We start from the raw sequence: 18161 nt of genomic DNA, 5'->3' as shown, positions 1-18161 counted from the left end.
GATGATGGCGGCGTCGAATGCAAACATCCGCGCCGTTGAACCGGCCGGAAACAGAAAGTAACTCTACCAGCTAAATTTGTTTCCACAAAGAAATTAAACCATGCGACGCAGCGATGCAGCTAGAAATTTAATGCGCCTGAAAGCGGTAGACCCCGTCCGCATCCAGCCGCCGCGTGAGAACCCCTTCAAACCACAATTTATGCAAGTGCGCCAACGCCTCGCCGAGTGCAAACGTCATCTGGTGCGCGTCCAGCGGGCGGCGGAACATGATCGGCACGATATCGCTGGCGGACTGTGGCGCAGCGCATGCCTCAAGCACTTCCGCCAGTCTGTCGCGGTGATGCTGATCCAGTTGGTCGATGCGTGTCTGCAGGCCACGGAACGGCTTGCCGTGCGAAGGCAGCACCAGCGTGTCGGCTGGCAGATCGCGGAATTTCTCGAGTGAATCGAGGTATTGCTGCACCGGATTGGATTCCGGCTCGATCGCGAATACCGACACATTGGTGGAAATCCGTGGCAATACCATGTCGCCTGAAATCAGCAGATTCAGATCGGCGCAATGTAACGCCACATGCTCCGGCGCGTGGCCGAAGCCGGTGATGACCTGCCAGGCATGCGCGCCGATGCGGAAGCTTTGCCGATCATGCAAGCGGTGATAAGCGTGCGGGACCGCCGGCACCATGCTCGGATAATACGACTTGCGTTGCGACACTTTGGCAATCACTTCCGGGTCCCGCATGCCGTGCATCTCGAAATGCGGCAGCATGGCGCTGCCATCGGCGCCGGGCAACGCGGCTGACATCATGCGCGCCGAAAAATATTCGCCGCTGCTCATCCACAGCGGCGCCTGCCAATGCTGACAAATCCAGTCGGCCAGACCGACATGGTCAGGATGGCAATGCGTGACCAGCACACGCAGCACCGGCAAGCCATTCAATTCGGTCGCAAAGATTTTTTCCCAGGCGCTGCGGGTGGCGTCGTTGGCAATCCCGCAATCGACCACGGTCCAGCCTTTTTGCGTGCCATTTGCGGTTTCCATGCTGTCTTCCAGCAACCATAAATTGATATGGTCAAGCGCAAACGGCAGGCCCATGCGCAGCCAGCGCACGCCGGGCGCAACTTCAAACGTGTGTCCTGTCACCGGCAAAATGTCGGCAAATGCATAGTCCAGCTGGGCTTCGAGGGCATTCATTCAAGGCGTCCTTAATAGTCGATTCGATGAACGAAGAATACTACGTCACGGCATGAACAGCCGGCTCTCGTCGATAGATGACGCGCAGCAACATTTCTTACCCGAACCCCTTGACCCCAAGTTCGCCGTAGAACCGGGCCAGCTGCGCCGCATCGTTGGCGAACCAGCCGGCAAGCCAATCATGATAGGCCTCGGCCGCTCCGGCGGCGGAGGCGGTGCCGGCAAGGACGGCGGCGATCAGGTGTGCCGCCGTGATACCGGAGAGCAGCGCTTTGAGTACGCCGTGCGATGAGGTCGGGTCCAGCACGGCGGCGGCGTCGCCGACCATGAACCAGCCGGGGCGGGCCGCCGCACTGGCGATGCGCCAGGTGACGTCGGCGCCGCGCGAGGGGCCCTTGGGCGTGAGGTGGCGCAACTCCTCGGGCATCCAGTCGGCGGGTATCTTGTCGCCATCCAGCAGAACCCGCGTCCATTGATAAGTGCCGGGCCATACCATGGCGGTCCATAGCCAGCCGCCATTGTCGCCGAGCATTTGCGGGGCGGTATTGCGCTCCGGATAGGCGCCGTCAGCATAACCGTAGCGCGCAATCAAACGCGGCGAGCGCGCCGGCCTCTCGATCTCCAGCTGCTTGCAAAGCCATTGCGCCCGGCCGCTTGCATCCACGACCATACGGGCCGTGACGGGCCCGTCGGCTGTCATGACACCGGCGACGGTATTGCCCTGCATCAGCAGGCTTGACACCGCACAGGGCTGGCGCAGCTCGGCCCCGGCCTCGCGGGCACGCTCCAGCAGCATCGCATCGAACGCCGTGCGGCGCACCTGAAAGCCGCGCCACGGACCCTGTGCGTCGCCACCGAACGGTTCAAAGCGGCGCGTGCCGTTCCAATCGATCCAGACGCCTTCGTGGCGCGCACCGATGACGGCGGCGAGACGCTCGCCGTCGATGCCGAGTTGCGCGAGCAGCGGCTCGATGCCCGGATGCAATGTCTCGCCGGGGCGCTCGCCGCTGAATATCTCGCGCTCGAACACCCGCACGCGCAGGCCGCGCGCGGCGCATGCAATCGCTGTCGCGCTGCCCGCAGGCCCGCCGCCGATGACGGCTAGGTCGGTATCGTAGTGTCGAGTTTCCACGAGCCGCCGCGCTTGAGTATGACCTGCCTGCCGTCGGAGTAGGCCATGGCCTCTTCCTGGATATCCACCAATACGCTTCTCAGCCGCGCCGGGTTGGGATAGTGCTGCCCCCAGCGAAACACTTCGAAGCGATAGTGGTGCCGCCGCGGATCGAGTCTCGCGCCTGTCTGCGCGGCGATTTTCACGAGTTCCGGATCGTTCGCCGGAATCACCCGGAACGACAGGACCGCCCACGAGGCCTTGTCGCGCAGCACCTGGTTCACATTGCCCTGGTTGCCGCGAATGCCGAGGCTCCAATACACGGCCGCCATGGACAGGGTGCGTGCCTGGTAGTCCTGGATATCGATGCGCGATGTCAATGCCGCGGTCATCCGGCCCAGCAGATCGATGTAATCGACCCGCCGCTCATCCTCGTATTCGATCACCGGCCGGCCCTGGTAGGTGCTGCGGCGCGGCCCGGGCACACCGTCCCACGGCAGGAAATTTCCCTTGAGCGGCCCCTCCGCCACCGGCACCATGCCGATTTCCTCGTCCGTGAACGGCACCGCCGTGGGCCAGGGATAGGAGATCCCGCTGAGTTGCTTGTCGGGCTCATATTGCCGGGTGGCGTCCGGCGCGACGCCGGGCCAGTAGCTGCCGAGCGCAGCGCACAGCTTGGCGTCTTCGATGAAGGGCGAGCCTAGCCCGTGACTCACCAGAAAGCGCTGCAGCTTCCCGTCCTTTCCTGCCCGCACGCCCATGCTGCTGTCCCAGCCGGGATCGAACAGGCCGGGCGAACCGTCCGGCAGGCCGACCTTGTCGAAACGCAGCAAGCCGTTCGGTATCTGCGCGGTGCTGCTGATCGTCGCGCCATCAAAAACCTGGGGCTGTGAAACGATGGCGCTGACGGTGTCGTCATCGATACTGAAGCCGATCGGCAGCTCGATATTCGCGGCAATCCGCGTTTGCGACAAGGCGAACGGCGGCGTGGCCCAGAGCGCCTCGCGCAATCCCTTGGGAACCTCGTTGGTCCACCAAAGCATCAATTCGCGCTGCCCCACCTTGGGCAGGAAATCGGGCAAGCCGACCATGCAGAACGCCGGCTTGGAGATGCTGATGCCAGCCTTCACCAACTCGGGGCAGGCCGCTGCAACCCAGCCGTCGCCGCTGAAATCGATGTAATGCTGCGCATTGAAGTTGCCGCCGGCCAGGATCTGCATCAAGTCCGGCCGGTTGTTGAGGTTGTCGATCTCGCCGTTGACGACGCGATGGCGGATGTTGATATATTCGGGCGCCGGGCGCGCGGTCGATTGCTCGGCATCCGCCAGATATTGCGGGATGGTGGGCGGCGCGCCGTCGGGCAGCACGAACAGAGACGACATTTGCATCTTGGTGTGGTCGCCGGAATAGCTGGCATCCACCGGGAAGGTCAGCCGCGCCCCCTGGTAGCGGGCTTCTTCCACCATGGGCGTGGCCCGCGGCACCAGCACACCGGGGCCGAATTCCCCGTCCGACGACAGCGACGCGATTCTCTCATCCCTGATCGCGAACGGGTACTGCTCCAGATGCTGTCCGGTCCAGTTGTTTTGCAAGTTCTTGGCGTCCAGGAAACGATGGAAACTGGCCAGTTCGTCATTCAACATGCCCCGGCTCAATGCGATTTGCAAGTCCATGCCGGCGAGGCATTCCGGACCGTTGAACAGCTTGTGAAGCGGCACCCAGAACTGGCGCCCGTCGTCGATTGGCTGCCGATCCTGAGGCCCGAAGAAGGTCGGGGCGCCTGCGCGCACCGGCAGTTGTACCGCCAGATAAGGCGAGAAACGGCGCGGCACGACATGAAAATCAAACACCCTGGCGTCGTCCGTGCCAACGAAACTGCGCAGGCGCGGATCGTAGCGCGGGCCCAGATTGCCGATCCGGCCGATCCCGGCGCGCGCGAAGCACAACTGGGCATGCTTGCCGCCCACCGCCATGGGCGCATTGCGGTATTGCGTGGCAAACATCACGATACCTACCGGCAGTGTGAAATTGGCGCGCAAGGCGCTCAGCGACACCTGTCTGGTCGCGTAGATGTAGTTCTCGATCGTGTCGATCTCGGCCAGCGTCGGAAAAGCACTCAACGGCACACCATTGCGGCCGGTCAGCACCGACGGCGCCGCCAGCGCGTGATACAGCAGGCTGTAGTCCGGCTGCCCCGGTTCGATAGCCTTGTTGCCCGCAACGCCAAAGTCGCCGAACCCGGGATAACGACGGTCGATTCCCAGCGGCTTGACAAGTTCCGCCTTCAAATTGGCGGCCTGGATATCGAATCCCCCTCCGGTCACGTCCAGCAACATGTCGCGCCACCCCGCCGGGCCCAGACGCCGGCACAACGCTTCGACCGCATTAATCAGCGGCGGGGAGGGCGCCGCGATCGTCAAATTCGCATAGCTGCCGGCAAGGGCCACACCAAGACCGGCGGCACCGGTCTTGAGAAACTCGCGACGTGTACTCATTAGCAACGCTCCTCAGATTGATGTTGACGCTCGATCAGGCCTTGCTTGAATGCCTGTTTTCATTTTTTGTCAGCGTAGTTCACAATACTTTGTATGAAAACAGCGCACTACCTATCAGCATTGATAGGATTCAGCCTGTCATGGCTATAGGAGTACTCTCTGAATTTATATGGGATTTTTGCTGAAATCGCTCGCAGAAGGCCTCTGCGTCATTCGATGATTTGATCGAGGCTGCGAATCACGCGTGCCGACGGCAGCGAGGCCGAGTCCTTCGCGATTAGCGCGTGGAGCTGGCGCCGCAGCATGGCCTCCTGCATCACTTCGGTGAAGCTGGTGCGGTCGGTCCGGGTTGGCTGGTCCAGGTCGCCCTCGATGTAACGCCAGCCCATGGCAACCAGTTGCTCGACAAACGGGCGTTCGACTTCATCCAATTCCCAACCCATCGACACCTCCAAAAAACCACCAAAATTCTCCAAAACACTGCCAAGTCATTGATTTATAAGGAGTCAGCAGTTTGGCTTCGCGCCAAAGAAGTCCAAAAACACCCCAAAAACCAGCTTAGACCACGTCGGTTGCTGTGTAGTAAGCTCCACCCCTTGCACCGTGTTGCTTGAGTTGGCCTGCCGCCTTCAACTTCTGCAGCAGCATTTTCGCCTGCTCGTCGTTCAACCGGCACAGCTCCATCACGTCGGCTCGCTTGATCCGCCGATGTTGGCGGACGAAGCTGAGAACCATCTGCTCATGCTGCAGCGCTGATAGACCGGCTTGCCGCGTGTATGCCGCCTTATCGGTGCGTGCCGTGCCGTAAAGAGCTGGAGTGAGTGTGAAGCTACGAGTACGTGGCGTGCTGCCATGCGCCTGAATCAGGCCCACTTCAACCAAGGCTTCGAGTGTGCGCTTGGATTGGATGGCGTCGCGCTGGATGTGCAGCGCCAGTTCGTCAGCCGTCAGTCGCTTGGCTTCGCGCAGCGCAGCCAGCGCGATCAAGCTGTCGATCGGCAGCGCGCCACCGCGTCGGCCTTCTTCCTCTACCACCAGCCGCAGGAAGGATTCATCCGCGTCCACAGTAGCCAGTCTCAGCACCACGTTCTGCGTATCGGTGCGCCGGTAGTCGGGCTCGGGCCGCCCGTAGCGCAACATACCGCGGTAGATGGTATCCACCCCGCGACCCGAGCGCTCGACCACGCCGATGCGTTTCATCGCGTCGGCCAGCGCGCGGTTACGCGGGCGCGGCTCGGTGGTCAGCAGATTCGTCAGCGTCACACCATCCACCAAACCGCCGGGGTTGCTGATCGTCAGGCCATCATCGTCCATCCGCACATGCACAGCGCCCAACCGGTGGTAGTCGCGGTGCACCAGCGCGTTAGCCACGGCCTCGCGGAAGGCGCCCATATCCACCTTGGGCACCGGTACGCGGAACAGGCCCACCTGGATCTCGCGTTCAGGGTTATAGGGGCGGAAATTCGTCTCCAGCCAGTCCAGCGCCTTCAGCAGCGGAAAGCGGCGGAACTCGTTGAAGCCCACCGCTTCACGCGCCAGTACCTGGAACGCGAACTCATGCGTAGGTACCAGCTCACGCAGCGCCGGTTCCCTGCCCACCAGCAGCAGACCGGTCAGCGTGGGCACGCGCGTGCCGTCGCCCTGGCGTGCGGTAAGGCCAAGCGCGCCATCCAGCGCCTCGTCGTCAAGCTCCAGCAGCACGCGGTCGCCGCCATATTGCTGCACGCTCTGGCGCAAGCGCTCGCGCTCCAGCGGGTCCAGATCGGTCAGCTTGGCGCCGGCCACGGCCTGGGCCGAGGCATCCATCAAGCCGAAGCTGGTGGCGCGGCTGGCGCGATCATGCGGCAGCATCGCCACGCATTCAGGCTGGCCATCGGCTTTCAGTCGCCGGCGCAGGTACACGCCGCCGGTGGTGGCCACCTCGCCTTGTGCCTTGGGTACCACGATGCACGCAACGGTCAGGCCACCCAGAGTCACCGGCAATACCGTGACCGCCAGCGACGGCGATGTGCGCGCCGCAACCAGTCCCGCAAGACCGGCAAGTTGCAGATGCTCGGTATGCAGCCCGGTGGGCGTGGCGTCGTCCTCCACGCCCAGCCACAACTGGCCGCCCTCGGCGTTGGCCAGGCAGATCACCGCCTCCACCAGATCATTGTCCGATAGGCGCTTGCGGTCGCTCTTGAACTCGACCGTGAGGGATTCACGCGGGGGTAAAGGTGGTGGGGTCATACAGGAGTGCCTGTCGGATCGAGCAGCGGCGTGACGCGGGCGTGACCGGTGAGGAGGTCGTCCATGAGAGATGGCATTCGAATTGGGGAAGAGTAATGGGCATTAGAGGGTGTACGGATGGGAAATCAACCGCGGGAGCCAAGTATCCTAGACGTAACCACAACTGTCAAACGCCAGTCACGTTGTTGTTTCGGGCAGGTCCCGGTTAGCGATCACGAGGGCCGGAACATACCGTGGCGCTAATCTCATCTTCTGTGTCACTTTACGCGCGGTCACCAATTTATTTCTGCAACACAGACCAGTCAGCCCAGAATATGGTTGACGTTAACGTTAACTGCGGATAACTTAGGCCCTTAAATTCATTTGCCAATGCTTTCTCCGTCGTTTTGTAACTCAGCCAACTAAGCCGCACCGCATATGCCGACCTATACCATCACCGAACTTGCACGCGAATTCGACATTACGCCACGGGCGATCCGTTTTTATGAAGATCAAGGCCTGCTGAGTCCCAAGCGCGATGGCGCCGGCGGGCGGAATCGGGTTTACGCGGCGCGTGAGCGCACCCGCCTGAAGCTGACGCTGCGTGGCAAACGGCTGGGACTGACGTTGCTGGAAATCAAGAGTCTGGTCGATATGTACGATTCGCCGAAAGATTCCGCTGGGCAACTGGAGCGCTTTCTGGCGGTATTGGCGCGCCATCGCGAATTGCTGGAACGGCAGCGTGAGGACATCGAACTGACGCTGGCAGAGATTCAGGTACAGGAAGTCGAATGCACGCGGTTGTTAAAAACCGATCAGTTCAGTCAGCAAAAGGTCAGCCCGGATAAGGCAGTGTGAAAAGCAAAAACTTATCCTGGTTGATATTTCATTAAACGGAGGAGACAAGATGGTCCATTTACCCGGTTTGAGTTTCGATCATGGCGAAGATATCGCCGCCCTGCGGGAAACGATTCAGCAATTTGCGACCGCCGAAATTGCGCCGCGCGCAGCGGAAATCGATCGTACCGATCAGTTTCCGATGGATTTGTGGAAGAAAATGGGCGGTCTGGGCCTGCTCGGGATTACCGCGGACGAGGCATACGGCGGCATCGGGATGGGCTATCTGGCGCATATCATCGCGATGGAAGAAATTTCGCGCGCTTCGGCTTCGGTCGGCCTTTCCTATGGCGCGCACTCGAATCTATGCGTCAACCAGATCAGCCGTAACGGCACTGCGGAGCAAAAAGCCAAGTACTTGCCGAAATTGATTTCCGGCGACCACGTCGGTGCGCTCGCCATGTCCGAACCGAACGCGGGTTCCGATGTGGTCAGCATGAAGCTGCGAGCCGAGTTGAAGGGTGACCGCTGGATCCTGAACGGCACCAAAATGTGGATCACCAACGGCCCCGATGCCGACGTGCTAGTGGTGTACGCCAAGACGGATATCGACGCCGGTGCGCGTGGCATGACCGCTTTTCTGGTCGAAAAGACATGCAAAGGTTTTAGCGTCGCGCAAAAACTCGACAAGCTCGGCATGCGCGGTTCGCACACCGGTGAACTAGTGTTCCAGGATTGTGAAATCCCGGCCGAAAACGTCCTCGGCAGCGTTGGCAAAGGCGTCAATGTGCTGATGTCCGGTCTGGATTTCGAACGTGCCGTATTGTCGGGCGGCCCGCTCGGCATCATGCAGGCGTGCATGGATGTGGTCGTGCCATACGTGCATGACCGCAAGCAGTTCGGCCAGGCGATCGGCGAATTTCAATTGATGCAGGGCAAGCTGGCCGATATGTATTCGACCATGATGGCCTGCAAAGCCTATGTCTACGCAGTCGGCCAGGCCTGCGACCGCGCCAACACGCCGGAAGCGGTGCGCGCCGTGCGCAAAGATGCTGCCGGGGCGATTCTGTATTCCGCCGAAAAAGCGACCTGGATGGCGGGTGAAGCGATTCAGGCGCTGGGCGGCAACGGCTACATCAACGAATATCCGGTCGGCCGTCTGTGGCGCGACGCAAAATTGTATGAAATCGGCGCCGGCACCAGCGAGATCCGTCGTATGCTGATCGGCCGGGAATTATTTGCCGAGACTTGCTGATAGCGACATCCAACCATGACTTCTCTGCATATTCAAACCGCCTTGCTGGCGCATCCGCAACTCTCCGCAGCCCTGGACAAACAGGTCTGGCTGAAAATGGAAAGCAGCCAGCCGTCGGGCTCTTTCAAGTTGCGTGGGATCGGCCTGCTATGCCAGCGCGCGGTGGCCGGCGGCGCCACGCGCCTGGTCTGTCCGTCCGGCGGCAACGCCGGTTTTGCTGCGGCGTTTGCCGGTGCCGCATTGGGCGTCAGAACCACCGTCGTCGTGCCGGAAACGACGGCCGCCGCAGTGATTCAGCGCATACGCGATATCGGCGCCGAGGTGATTGTGCATGGGAATGTCTGGGATCGGGCCAACCAGCATGCCTTGCAACTTTGCCAGGAAGCGGGCGCAATCTATATTCCGCCGTTCGATCACGCCGATATCTGGGATGGCAACGCCACCCTGATCGACGAAGCCGCGGCGCAGGCCAAGGCGCTGGGCACCGATTTCGATGTGGTGATTTGCTCCGTCGGCGGCGGCGGCCTGATGTCCGGCGTGCTACAGGGCATGCATCGCAACGGCATGCAAGAGGTGCCGTTGATTGCTGTCGAAACCGACGGTGCCGCATCGTTGCAGGCTGCGGTACAAGCCGGCGAACCGGCGGCGCTGCCCGCGATTACCTCGATCGCCACCTCGCTTGGTGCGACCCGGGTCGCCGCGGCGGCATTTGACTGGACCCGCCGGCATACAGTGCATAGCGTCACGGTCAGCGATGCCCAGGCGATTGCTGCCTGCGTGTCGTTTGCGAACGACATGCGGACACTGGTCGAGCCTGCCTGCGGTGCGGCACTGGCGGTGGCCTATCAGCAATTGCCGGTGCTGGCGCCGTTCAAGCGACCGCTGATTGTGGTCTGCGGCGGCATCGGCGTCAGTCTGGAAGCGCTGCTCGGCTGGAAGGAGAAGTTTTTATTGTGAGCATGACGCCGGCTTTCCCCAAATTGCTCTCGTCGCAGATCGCCTTCGATACCGCGCGCACGATACTGGATGGCTTCGACAAGCATTACCGATTGTTTCGCCAGGCCAGCCAGGCGGCGCAATGCCATTTCGAAAGCGCTGACTGGAAAACCGCTCAGGACGAGGCCCGCGAACGGATTGCATTTTATGACCAGCGGGTACGCGAATGCGTGCGCACGCTGGAAGACGAATACGACGAGGAAGACCTCACCGATGACGTCTGGCGCGAGGTCAAACTGCATTACATCGGCTTGTTGATCGATCACAAGCAACCGGAACTGGCAGAAACGTTCTTCAATTCGGTCTGCTGCAACATATTGCATCGGACCTACTTTCATAACGATTTCATTTTTGTGCGGCCGGCGGTCTCGACGGAATATCTGGATACCGACGACGTGCTGCCGACCTTTCGGGTGTATTACCCGATGCGGGACGGCATGCATGCCACGCTGAAGCGCATCATCACGAACTTTCAGCTGCAACGGCCGTTCGCCGACCTGGAGCGCGACGTCACGCTGGCAGAGCAACGCATCAAACAAACCTTCAGCGCCGCAGCGCTTGAGCCGAATCACCAGATTCAGGTGTTGTCGACGCTGTTCTATCGCAACAAGGGCGCCTACATGATCGGCAAGATCATCAACGGCAGCAACGAATATCCGTTCGTGATCCCGATCTTGCATAACCGCAACGGCCAACTGGTACTGGACGCGGTGCTGTTCGAGCGCAAGGTGCTGGCCATCCTGTTCTCGTTCACCCGCGCGTATTTCATGGTCGACATGGAAGTCCCATCGGCCTACGTGCAGTTCTTGCGCACTCTGATGCCGGAAAAGCCTCGCAGCGAGATTTACACCATTCTGGGTTTGCAAAAACTCGGCAAGGCATTGTTTTACCGGGATTTCTTGCGCCATCTGCGGCATTCGTCGGATCGCTTTGAAATTGCACCGGGGATCCGCGGGATGGTGATGCTGGTGTTCGCGCTGCCGTCGTTTCCGTACGTGTTCAAAGTGATCAAGGACTATTTCCCGGCACCCAAGGAAACCACGAAGGCACTGGTCAAGGAAAAATACCTATTAGTAAAATGCCATGATCGGGTGGGCCGTATGGCCGACACGCTGGAATATTCCAGCGTAGCGTTTCCGCGTGCGCGCTTTGCCGATGAGTTATTGGCGGAACTCAAACAGGTAGCGCCCTCGGTAGTCGAAGAAGACGGCGACCAGATCATCATCAAGCATCTGTATATCGAGCGCCGCATGGTGCCGCTGAATATTTATCTGTCCAATGCGGAAAAAAGTGACGATCAGGCGGCGCTTGAGCATGGCATAGTCGAATACGGCAACGCGATCAAGGAGCTAGTGGCGGCGAATATTTTCCCCGGCGACATGTTGTACAAGAATTTCGGCGTGACGCGTCACAATCGCGTCGTCTTTTATGATTATGATGAGATCGAATACATCACCGAGTGCAACTTCCGCAAGATTCCGGAACCGCACAATGAAGAAGAGGAAATGGCCGCCGAGCCGTGGTACGCGATCGCCAAAAATGACGTGTTCCCGGAGCAGTTCGGGGTTTTCCTGTTGGGCAACCCGAGCGTCAGGAAATATTTTCTGAAACACCACGCAGATTTATTGACGCAACAGTATTGGCAGCAACGCAAACAGCACATACTGGAAGGCCATTTCGACGACGTCTTTCCTTATCCGCAAGAATGTCGGTTTAGAAACGCAGCAAAATCCGCGGCCGCAACGCCGCAAGATTTGGAACAGATGCAAGCTAAGTAGTTAACGTAAGTGATCACAACCCGGCGGCGTCAGCCGTCTTTATCTGGAGAAGCAACATGAGTGACTCAATTGTTATCGTCGGTGCAGCGCGTACCCCAATGGGCGCATTTCAAGGCGATTTTTCGTCGTTGACCGCCAGCGATCTGGGTGCGGTAGCGATCAAAGCGGCAGTCGAGCGCGCCGGCCTGAAGCCAGAGCAAGTCGACGGCGTATTGTTCGGCAACGTGCTGCAGGCGGGTCAGGGCCAGGCACCGGCACGCCAGGCCACCATCAAGGCCGGCTTGCCCGTTTCGACCAACGCGGCGACGATATCCAAAGTCTGCGGGTCGGCGATGCAGGCCACCATATTTGCCCATGATGCATTGCTGGCCGGGACCAATGAGGTGGTGGTGGCGGGCGGCATGGAGTCGATGACCAACGCCCCGTATCTGGTACCGAAGGCACGCGGCGGTTATCGGATCGGCCACGGCACGATCCTGGATCACATGATGCTGGACGGTCTGGAAGATGCGTATTCCAAAGGAGAGAATGGCGGCGGCCGTTCGATGGGTACTTTCGGCGAAGAATGCGCGGCCAAATACAATTTCACGCGTGAACAGCAGGACCACTTTGCGATCAGCTCGGTCAAGCGCGCACAGGCGGCCGCAGCCGATGGCCTGTTCAAGTGGGAAATCGCTCCGGTAACGGTGTCCAGCCGCGCCGGCGAGGTCGTGATCGACAAGGATGAAGGCCCGACCAAAGCCAAAGTCGACAAAATCCCATCGCTGCGCCCGGCCTTCAAGAAAGACGGCACCATCACTGCCGCAGCGTCATCCTCAATCAACGACGGCGCCGCCGCGCTGGTGCTGATGCGTGAATCGACTGCCAAGAAACTCGGCTGCACGCCGCTTGCCAGAATCGTCGCGCACGCCAGCCATTCGCAAACGCCGGAGTGGTTTACCACCGCGCCGGTAGGCGCGATTGAAAAGCTTTACAAAAAAACCGGCTGGACCAGCGCCGATGTCGATCTGTTCGAGATCAACGAAGCGTTTGCAGTGGTACCGATGGCGGCAATGAAGGAGCACAATATTCCGCATGAAAAGGTCAACGTGCACGGCGGCGCATGTGCTCTGGGCCATCCTATCGGCGCCTCCGGCGCCCGCATCATCGTCACCCTGCTCGGGGCCTTGAAAGCGACCGGCGGCAAGCGTGGCGTGGCGTCGCTGTGCATCGGCGGCGGCGAAGCGACGGCACTCGCGCTGGAGTTGCTATAACCGTGTTGTAGCCACGACGCTGGAATAGCATAGGCATGAACAAAACCGGGGTCATGTTTTTTCGTAATCGAAGAACGCGAGAAAATCTGACCCCGGTTTAATTGGACGACAGAACTGAATACAAAATTAACGTTGTTTCCAATCTGTAAAAGGCCTGTAGATGAGCGCTGCGATCGATTTTTACTTTGATTTTTCTTCCCCATACGGTTATTTTGCCGCCGCCCGGATTGACGAGCTGGCAGCCAAATACGGTCGCGATGTCGAGTGGCATCCGATTTTGCTGGGAGCCGTCTTCAAGACCACCGGCTCGGCACCGCTGACTGAGTTGCCCATGAAGGGAAAATACGCGTTACACGATTTCGACCGTAGTGCGCGCTTTCATGGCATTTCGTATAACCGGCCACCGGCATTTCCATTGCCAACCCAGGTTGCCGCGCGTGCGATGTTGTGGATCCAGAGCAGGTATGGCGCCGATCAGTCGATCAAGTTCGCCAAGCTGATTTACCAGGCCATGTTCGTCGACGGCGTGAATATCGCCGAACCCTTGCATGTCCTCGATATCGCCCGGACGCACGGTTTCGACACTACCGGTATGGCCGAAGGCATCAACAGCCTGGGGATCAAGAATCAGTTGAAAGCGGAAGTGGATCTGGCGATGGCGCGTGGCGTATTCGGTTCGCCGTTTGTGATCGTTGACGGCGAATCGTTTTGGGGATTTGACCGTTTCGAGCAGGTCGAGGCGATGCTGAAATACGGCAAGATTTAAATGGACAGTAGCAATGAACAAAGCAGCTGACGCAGCGTTGTGCCCTTGCGGTGGCGGCCTGTTTCGGGCCTGCTGCGGTCGCTTCATCGGACAGCAGGCGGTGCCGCAGACGGCGCTGGAATTGATGCGTTCGCGTTACACCGCATACACCTTGCATGACGATGCGTATCTGTATGCGACCTGGCACCGCAGCACCAGGCCGGCGGCGGGCGGCATTACGGCCGATGATGCAGGCATGCGCTGGATGGGCCTGGAAGTCCGCAGCCATCAGGCCGCAGGCGAGCAGGCAACAGTGGAGTTTGTTGCGCGCTACAAGGTAGCCGGCCGCGCCCATCGTTTGCATGAAATAAGTCATTTTGTAAGAGAGCAGGCGGAAGATGACCAGCAAATGGTGCGCCGCTGGTTTTACGTGGACGGCAGTTTTCCGGAACAGCCAGGGACCAAGTAAGGAACTGGTTGAATCAAAAAATAAGAAAACCATAGTGACCCGCTGGAATCCGTTTGGCGCGCCGTAAAAAAGCGACGCCGGCGGCAAACAACAGGAGACGAAACATCATGCAAACGAGTAGCGATTTAACCATGAGTATGGCGGTCGGCAGCCAGGATACGGCGCTGATCGAACAGACCATCGCCGCATTTTTCGATGCGATGGTGGAACGCGTTCCCGACAATGAAGCGCTGGTGGCTTGCCATCAGAACATCCGCCTGACCTATCGTCAGCTGCAGCAGGAATCGCAGCGGCTGGCCAGTGCATTGCTGAGGGCGGGAGTGCAGCGCGGCGATCGGGTTGGTATCTGGTCGCACAACAACAGCGAGTGGCTGCTGATGCAGCTGGCGACTGCGCGTGTCGGCATCGTATTGGTCAACATCAATCCGGCATACCGTGTCAGCGAGCTTGAATACGCACTCAACAAGGTCGGCTGCAAGGCGCTGGTCACGATGACGCGTTTCAAGACCAGCGACTATCTGGAAATGCTGCAGAGCGTGGCGCCGGAACTGGCGGATTGCGCGCCAGGCGCGTTGCAGGCGGCGCGCCTGCCGACCTTGAAAACCGTCATTCACCTTGGTTCGCAGGCGGTGCCGGGCATGCTGCGCTTTGCCGACCTGATCGCCGGCGGCGACAGCAACGATCCGCAGGTTGCCGAAATCGGCGCGACGCTGCAAGCCACGGATGCGATCAACATCCAATTCACCAGCGGCACCACCGGCTTCCCCAAAGGCGCGACGCTGACCCATCGGAATATCCTCAACAACGGCTTCTTCATTGGCGCAGCCATGCGCCTGACGGCGCAAGACCGGCTGTGCATTCCGGTCCCGTTGTATCACTGTTTCGGCATGGTGCTGGGAAATCTGGCTTGTCTGACGCATGGCGCAACGATTGTCTATCCGAACGATGGTTTCGATGCGCTATCCGTCTTGCAGGCAGTGCAGGACGAACGCTGCACCGGCCTGCACGGCGTGCCGACGATGTTTATCGCCGAACTCGACCACCCGCGCTTTGCCGAATTCGATCTGTCGACCTTGCGCACCGGCATCATGGCGGGTTCACCCTGCCCGATCGAGGTGATGAAGCGGGTGGTGCGCGACATGCACATGGCGCAAGTGACGATTGCCTATGGCATGACCGAAACCAGTCCGGTCAGTTGCCAGAGCCAGACCGATACGCCGCTGGAAAAACGCGTCTCGACGGTCGGCCAGGTCCATCCGAATCTGGAAGTGAAAATGATCGATGCCGAATCCGGAGAGATCGTGCCGATCGGCAGCACCGGTGAACTCTGCACCCGCGGCTATTCGGTGATGCAGGGCTACTGGGACGACGAGCCGAAAACCCGCGAGGCAATCGATGCCGACGGCTGGATGCATACCGGCGATCTGGCGACGATGGATAGCGAAGGCTATGTCAACATCGTCGGCCGCATCAAGGACATGGTGATCCGCGGCGGCGAAAATATTTATCCGCGCGAGATTGAAGAATTCCTGTACCGCCATCCGGCAGTCCAGGACGTGCAGGTGGTCGGCGTACCCGACGTCAAATATGGCGAAGAATTGTGTGCGTGGGTGATTCTGCGGCCCGGCCAGAGCGTCGATGAAGAAACCTTGCGGTCATTTTGCCGCGCTCAGATCGCCCATTACAAGGTGCCGCGGTATATCCGTTTTGTCGATGCGTTCCCCATGACGGTGACCGGGAAAATACAGAAATTCAAAATCCGCGAAGCGATGAAAGACGAGCTTCACATTAGCGAAGTCAACACCGCCTGAGTACCTGAAAGGGAAAAGAACGTAGCGCATGCCGCCTTACCAGGCGCGCATGCGGCAGCAGTAGCCGGTTCAAAAAACTAAAAGGACGTTGAAATGCCCCAGTTGGAAAGCAAACTTAATACACGCAGCGAAGACTTTCAGCAAAATGCCAGCGCGCTCAATCTGCTGGTCGACGACTTGCGCCAGAAGGTGGCGCAGATTGCCGAAGGCGGCGGCGATGCCGCGCGCAAGAAGCACGTCGCGCGCGGAAAACTGCTGCCGCGGGACCGGGTGCAGATGCTGCTCGATCCGGGTACGCCATTCATGGAGTTTTCGCAACTGGCGGCGTACCACATCTATAAAGACAAGGACGGCAGCGACGCCGCCCCCGCAGCCGGGGTCATCACCGGGATCGGCCGGGTCGCCGGACAGGAATGCGTGATTGTCTGTAACGATGCCACCGTCAAAGGCGGCACTTACTATCCGCTGACCGTCAAAAAACATTTGCGGGCGCAGGAAATCGCCGAGCAAAACAATCTGCCGTGCATTTACCTGGTGGATAGCGGCGGCGCCAATTTGCCGAATCAGGATGAGGTCTTTCCGGACCGCGATCACTTCGGCCGCATCTTCTTCAACCAGGCCAATTTGTCCTCCAAAGGCATTCCGCAAATCGCGGTCGTCATGGGTTCCTGTACCGCTGGCGGTGCCTATGTCCCGGCCATGAGCGACGAGTCCATCATCGTCAAGAATCAGGGCACGATCTTTCTGGCGGGGCCGCCGCTGGTCAAGGCGGCGACCGGCGAAGTGGTCAGCGCGGAAGATCTGGGCGGCGGCGATGTGCACACCCGGCTGTCCGGCGTCGCCGATCATCTGGCGCAGAACGATATGCACGCGCTGGCGCTGGCACGCACTATTGTGTCCAACCTGAACCGCAAAAAACCCGAAGGCCCCGTATTGCGTAAAGTGGTCGAACCGAAATATCCGGCCCATGAGTTGTACGGCGTCATCCCGCTCGATACGCGCAAGCCGTTCGACGTCCGTGAAGTGATCGCCCGCGTGGTCGACGGCAGCGAGTTCGATGAATTCAAGGCGCGTTACGGCACTACGCTGATTTGCGGCTTCGCCCACATCTACGGCATGCCGGTCGGCATCATCGCGAACAACGGGATTCTGTTTTCGGAAGCGGCGTTAAAAGGCACGCACTTCATCGAGCTGTGTTCGCAACGCAAGATTCCCCTTGTGTTCCTGCAAAACATTACCGGTTTCATGGTCGGCCGCAAGTATGAAAATGAAGGCATCGCACGCAATGGCGCCAAGATGGTGACCGCGGTCGCGACCACCTCGGTGCCGAAGCTGACCGTGATCATAGGCGGCAGTTTCGGTGCCGGCAATTACGGCATGTGCGGCCGCGCTTTCTCGCCGCGCTTCCTGTGGATGTGGCCGAATGCGCGGATCTCGGTGATGGGCGGCGATCAGGCGGCCGGCGTGCTGGCCACGGTCAGACGCGACGGTATCGAAGCCAAAGGCGGCAGCTGGAGTGCCGATGAGGAAGAGGCCTTCAAGGCGCCGATTCGCGACCAGTACGACCATCAGGGCCATCCGTATTACGCCTCGGCACGCTTGTGGGACGACGGCGTCATCGATCCGGCGGATACGCGGATGGTGCTGGGACTCGGCTTGAGCGCGGCGTTGAACGCGCCGATTGCCGATACCAGGTTTGGGGTTTTCAGGATGTAGGATATTAAGCAATATATGGCTAGTAACTGATTGTTAACGGTTTTTTGCGATATTAGATATAGGCGACTTATGTTTTTTCGGTGCGATTTGTGGCGTTCAGTTCGGTCGTCGTTAATTGAAACGGTTGCTACTCCGTGGAAGCAAGCCGGGGGCGGCCCGGCGGCCGCTCACTTTCTTTGCTTCGCCAAAGAAAGTAAGCAAAGAAAGGCGACCGCAAAGCCACTGCCCTCCCTTCGGTCGGGTCCCCAAATGAGCCGACTGGCATTCGGGAGGGAAAACAAACTCGCTGCGCTCA

At 59.8% G+C, this 18161-nt stretch carries 14 protein-coding genes; 9 read left to right on the top strand and 5 right to left on the bottom strand.

Annotated elements, in window-relative coordinates; genetic code table 11:
* Positions 1-127: 127 nt before the first annotated feature.
* The 5 genes from AC3CHX_RS27075 to AC3CHX_RS27055 all read right to left on the bottom strand — a co-directional run bounded on the left by AC3CHX_RS27075 (position 128) and on the right by AC3CHX_RS27055 (position 7027).
* Entirely contained in the window at positions 128-1192 is a 1065-nt protein-coding gene (locus AC3CHX_RS27075; protein WP_488631036.1) for an MBL fold metallo-hydrolase, read from the bottom strand.
* A 97-nt stretch (positions 1193-1289) separates the two neighbouring features.
* A complete protein-coding gene (locus tag AC3CHX_RS27070) occupies positions 1290-2324 on the bottom strand; it encodes an NAD(P)/FAD-dependent oxidoreductase (protein ID WP_488631035.1) in 1035 nt (344 codons plus the stop codon).
* On the bottom strand, positions 2294-4798 hold the full coding sequence (locus AC3CHX_RS27065; RefSeq protein WP_488631034.1) for a hypothetical protein: 2505 nt from the start codon (positions 4796-4798) through the stop codon (positions 2294-2296). Before AC3CHX_RS27065 ends, AC3CHX_RS27070 begins: the two co-directional genes overlap by 31 nt.
* A 209-nt stretch (positions 4799-5007) precedes the next feature.
* The gene (locus tag AC3CHX_RS27060) at positions 5008-5241 is read right to left on the bottom strand and encodes a hypothetical protein (protein WP_488631033.1); all 234 of its coding nucleotides are present in this window, start codon (positions 5239-5241) and stop codon (positions 5008-5010) included.
* A gap of 115 nt (positions 5242-5356) precedes the next feature.
* Positions 5357-7027, bottom strand: a complete 1671-nt coding sequence (locus AC3CHX_RS27055; protein WP_488631032.1) for an ATP-binding protein — start codon at positions 7025-7027, stop codon at positions 5357-5359.
* 417 nt (positions 7028-7444) lie between these two features.
* On the opposite strand from AC3CHX_RS27055, the gene AC3CHX_RS27050 reads away from it, so the two are divergent.
* The 9 genes from AC3CHX_RS27050 to AC3CHX_RS27010 all read left to right on the top strand — a co-directional run bounded on the left by AC3CHX_RS27050 (position 7445) and on the right by AC3CHX_RS27010 (position 17866).
* Complete coding sequence (locus tag AC3CHX_RS27050) at positions 7445-7864, top strand: MerR family transcriptional regulator (RefSeq protein ID WP_488631031.1); 420 nt, start codon at positions 7445-7447, stop codon at positions 7862-7864.
* A gap of 49 nt (positions 7865-7913) precedes the next feature.
* Positions 7914-9098 carry an isovaleryl-CoA dehydrogenase gene (locus AC3CHX_RS27045; RefSeq protein ID WP_488631030.1) on the top strand — a complete coding sequence of 395 codons (1185 nt, stop codon included), beginning with the start codon at positions 7914-7916 and terminating at the stop codon, positions 9096-9098.
* A 15-nt stretch (positions 9099-9113) separates the two neighbouring features.
* The gene (locus AC3CHX_RS27040; protein WP_488631029.1) at positions 9114-10055 is read left to right on the top strand and encodes a pyridoxal-phosphate dependent enzyme; all 942 of its coding nucleotides are present in this window, start codon (positions 9114-9116) and stop codon (positions 10053-10055) included.
* A 2-nt stretch (positions 10056-10057) separates the two neighbouring features.
* Positions 10058-11872 carry a bifunctional isocitrate dehydrogenase kinase/phosphatase gene (gene aceK, locus AC3CHX_RS27035; RefSeq protein ID WP_488644948.1) on the top strand — a complete coding sequence of 605 codons (1815 nt, stop codon included), beginning with the start codon at positions 10058-10060 and terminating at the stop codon, positions 11870-11872.
* Positions 11873-11928: 56 nt separating this feature from the next.
* Positions 11929-13125, top strand: coding sequence for an acetyl-CoA C-acetyltransferase (locus AC3CHX_RS27030; protein WP_488631028.1), 1197 nt, complete (start codon positions 11929-11931; stop codon positions 13123-13125).
* Positions 13126-13285: 160 nt separating this feature from the next.
* Positions 13286-13891: a DsbA family protein gene (locus AC3CHX_RS27025; RefSeq protein ID WP_488631027.1), complete on the top strand. Its 606-nt coding sequence runs from the start codon at positions 13286-13288 to the stop codon at positions 13889-13891.
* A 13-nt stretch (positions 13892-13904) separates the two neighbouring features.
* Positions 13905-14339 (top strand): YchJ family protein, encoded by a 435-nt coding sequence (locus AC3CHX_RS27020; protein WP_488631026.1) that lies wholly within the window; start codon positions 13905-13907, stop codon positions 14337-14339.
* Between the two features lie 107 nt (positions 14340-14446).
* Complete coding sequence (locus AC3CHX_RS27015) at positions 14447-16150, top strand: AMP-binding protein (protein ID WP_488631025.1); 1704 nt, start codon at positions 14447-14449, stop codon at positions 16148-16150.
* A gap of 93 nt (positions 16151-16243) precedes the next feature.
* On the top strand, positions 16244-17866 hold the full coding sequence (locus AC3CHX_RS27010; protein WP_488631024.1) for a carboxyl transferase domain-containing protein: 1623 nt from the start codon (positions 16244-16246) through the stop codon (positions 17864-17866).
* Positions 17867-18161 lie beyond the last annotated feature (295 nt).

It is taken from the genome of Glaciimonas sp. OK215, assembly GCF_057787885.1.
The sequence above is the reverse complement of the archived record's forward strand: the minus strand, read 5'-3'. Positions and strand labels throughout refer to the sequence as shown.